Below are 3,589 nucleotides of genomic sequence, written 5' to 3'. Positions count from 1 at the left end.
CGGCGGGGACAGTGGTGAGGTCTGTCCATACCTCAGGATTGGCTGGCCTTTTCAGCCAATTTTTGAAAAAGAACATGAAAATTTGCCAAACTACAGTAATAGAATAAACTTCAAAATCACATGTCAACTTTTCGTTGGTTCACGCTGCGGCTGTTCTGGAGCGCACTGCTGCTGCCGCCTCTCGCTTTCTTTCTGCTCTGGATTTTGCACGAGATTTTTTTCAAAGATATCTATTTCCCGGATGTTTTTTTGGTAATCGTTGCCGCGTTGCTGCTCTTTCCTCTTGTCAGTTTTGCGCTCACCAGCCTGGGCCGCCGCCGGTTTGATTTTTTGCAGGAACGCGGCAAAAGCTTGCTGCTCACCGAGCGCGACGATGCCGCCAGTGAGATGCTGCCGTTGTTGCGCCGTCTGTTTGACAGCGGTTTGTTGGCGCCGCGCGATCAGGAAAAATGCCAGCAGGCGCTGCGGCGCACCTATTTTCCGTTTTATGCCGGGCATCTCGAACATGCGCATGCGCGCGAGCAATTGCTGGCGGCGCTGCGCGAGGGCGTGCGGGCGGAAGAAGCCTATTATGCACTCAAATCCTACGTCTTGAGCCAGCCGCAACTCACGCTCGGCGTCGCCGGCATTGCCGAAGAATTGCTCGACTACAAGCCCGGCGACCAGGCGCTGGCCAATTTTTTTGTGCGCCACTTTTTGGAAAACCGCAGCACGCACTATCGCGCCGAATATTTTTATGCTAACCATCTCAGCCATGACGGCGGTTTGAGCGAGGCGATTCTCGATCTGTGCCTGGAAAAAATTCTCGGGCGCGAGCGCAAAGATGATTTTGCCGCCTGGTGTTGTGCGCGCGCCTTCCAATCCAAATGGGGGGCAGACCCGCGCGTGCGCCGCGCGCTTTTTCATTTTGACGAAGACTATCGCCTGGCGCAGCGTGAGGATGACTTGGCGCGGGCCGTGGCCGCATGCGCCCGCCTGTTGTCGCCGGAGGAAATCGCGCGCTGGCGCACGGAAGGCCGGCCCGTCCCGCCGGCTACCCTCAAACAGCAGGCGCAAAAATGGTATGTCAGCGCGCGCGAGTGGGTGTGGCAAGCGCTCACCTGGCTGCGCCGGCATCGCGCTGCGGCGCTGGCAGGGGCCGGCGTTTTGACGGTGCTGCTGCTTTATCTCAACTGGCCGTCCCGCCCACAAGAGGAAACGCCCGCGCCGCAACCGGCCGCCGCGGAGCCGCAACAATATTTTTCCCTGCAAGTCAGCTCGGTCCGGGAACGTCTGCGCGCCAATCGTATGGTGCAGAGCTTGCAATCATCGGGATTGGAGGTTCGCCTAATCGAGCCGCAAACGCCTGCAGGCTGGTTTGCCATTCGCGTGGGGCGCTATCCCTCCCAGGAAAAAGCGCAAGCCGCAGGCGACAGCCTGAAAACCGCGGGCATCATTCAGGAGTTTTTGGTGAGAAGCGAGGAGCGGCAATAAAATGCCGGATACGGCGCTTGCCTTCACTTCGACATCATTTTCATGATTATCGAATGCCGTGCGCGGCATGGAAAATTTGGGTCAAAACGATTGAATAGTTTCGGCGATAATGGTATTGCCTAAAATTTTTCCCCTGCGCCGCCCGAGGCTTCAGTTTTTACTGGTTTGAAAATTGGCATAGGCGATTAGTACTGCAACGTTGAGTAAACACTGTCTTCTTTAGAAGGCCAGCTTGACTGCAACGGGGACACATGCAGCAGCAAAGAGCAACACTCCCGAAAATTCTCGCATTTCCCTCACCACAAGCCCCAAACGGGGCAAGATGATTTATCAAATTAATTGGGGGTTCGGTAGGCTCACCCACCAATGGCCGTCTCACAGGATTCCTGCTGAATGACAAGTCGCATAGGTTAGCGCCAGGCTCAACCGGCAAATTCATTCCTCCCAAAATCTCATCATCACAACAAACCACCGGTATTTTCTGTTGCGGCTGGGCGCGGCGAACAGTATATTTCGCGTTCAAATTGGCGTCTATTGCAAATCTTCTCAATTCAAAAAAACCTCATGTCAAACCAAAACAATAATCCCAAAAACGAAAACTCGAAAGCCTTTGGCCCGAATGCCTGGCTGATTGACGAGATGTTTCATCAATACGCGGAGCAGCCGGATTCGGTCGCGGAAAGCTGGCGCGATTTTTTTGACGATTACCGCCCAATCAGCACTACGGCAGTCGCACCGACGCCCGCCGCAACCGTGCCGGTTGCGGAAAAAGCCGCAAAAACCGCAGAGCCGGAAATCGAAGAACTGCCGCCCGGGGCCACGCCGATTCGCGGCGGTTTTGCGAAGATCGTCGAGAACATGGAACGCAGCCTGGAGATTCCCACAGCAACTTCCGTGCGCATGATTCCGGTGAAATTATTGGAAGAGAATCGCCGCGCGCTCAATCAATATTTGATCGATCTCACCGGCGCTAAGATGAGCTTCACTCACATCATCGCCTGGGCGTTGGTGAAGGCGGTGCAATCCCTGCCGGCGATGATGAATTATTTCCTCGAAATTAAAGGCGCGCCTTATAAAATCGCGCCGGAGCATATCAATCTCGGCTTGGCCGTGGATGTGGCGAGCAAAGACGGCTCGCGCTCGCTGTTTGTGCCCAACATCAAGCGCGCTGAGACCATGGATTTTGCCACGTTTTTCAATGCTTATAACGATATTGTTCGCCGCACGCTTGCCAATCAAGCCAAACCGGAAGATTTTGCCGACACCACCATCACGCTCACCAATCCCGGCACCATCGGCACCGTCGCGTCGGTCCCCCGGTTGCTCACCGGGCAGGGCGCGATCATCGCCACCGGCGTGATCGGCTATCCTGCCGAGTATCACGCCATGGCCCCTGAGGTCCTCTCAGGCCTGGGCATCAGCAAGGTGATGACAGTGACGAGTACGTATGATCACCGCATTATTCAAGGCGCCGAAAGCGGGCTATTCCTCCAGAAAATGCACCAACTCCTGCTCGGCGAAGATAATTTTTATGATGAAATTTTTTCGAGCCTGAAGGTTCCCTATCATCCCGTGCGCTTGCAGCAGGACAAGAATCCGGCATTCGACAACAATTTGCTGGATGACGGCATGGTGGAAAAGGAAGCGCGCGTCATTCAACTCATCAACATCTATCGCGTGCGCGGCCATCTCCTGGCGAATTTGAATCCGCTCAGCAGTGAAGCGCCCTCGCATCCCGCGCTCGATCCCAGCCACTACGGCCTGAGCTTGTGGGATTATGATCGCGAGTTCATCACCGGCGGTTTGGGCGGCAAGCAGCGCGCGACGTTGCGCGAGATTCTGGACATCCTGCGCGAGGCCTATTGCCACACCATCGGCGTCGAGTACATGCACATCCAGGATTTGGAGCAAAAAGCCTGGGTGCAGCAATACGTCGAAGGCAGTAAACGCAGCGATTGGATGAATGCCGAGGGCAAGCGCCGCATACTCGACAAGTTGAATTCAGCGGAAGCGTTCGAGCGCTTTTTGCACACCAAATATATCGGCCACAAGCGCTTCAGCCTCGAAGGCGCGGAGTCGTTGATTCCGATGCTCGATGCCCTGCTCGAGCGCGCCG

2 protein-coding genes are annotated in these 3,589 nt (G+C 55.5%); both read left to right on the top strand.

The genetic code is table 11. From position 1 onward, the window contains the following. Positions 1-120 precede the first annotated feature (120 nt). The gene (locus FBQ85_27995; GenBank protein ID MDL1878975.1) at positions 121-1,473 is read left to right on the top strand and encodes an SPOR domain-containing protein; all 1,353 of its coding nucleotides are present in this window, start codon (positions 121-123) and stop codon (positions 1,471-1,473) included. Positions 1,474-2,037: 564 nt separating this feature from the next. After that, positions 2,038-3,589, top strand: a 1,552-nt coding sequence (kgd, locus tag FBQ85_27990) for a multifunctional oxoglutarate decarboxylase/oxoglutarate dehydrogenase thiamine pyrophosphate-binding subunit/dihydrolipoyllysine-residue succinyltransferase subunit (protein MDL1878974.1), incomplete at its 3' end; no start/stop codon positions are given.

The sequence above is a fragment of the Cytophagia bacterium CHB2 genome (assembly GCA_030263535.1).
Lineage (GTDB): Bacteria > Zhuqueibacterota > Zhuqueibacteria > Zhuqueibacterales > Zhuqueibacteraceae > Coneutiohabitans.
Note: the sequence above shows the minus strand (reverse complement) of the source record. Positions and strands in the feature narration are given on the sequence as shown.

Excerpts from the sequence above, each read along its gene's own strand:
- FBQ85_27995 (MDL1878975.1), top strand. The coding sequence starts at position 121 with ATGTCAACTTTTCGTTGGTTCACGCTGCGGCTGTTCTGGAGCGCACTG.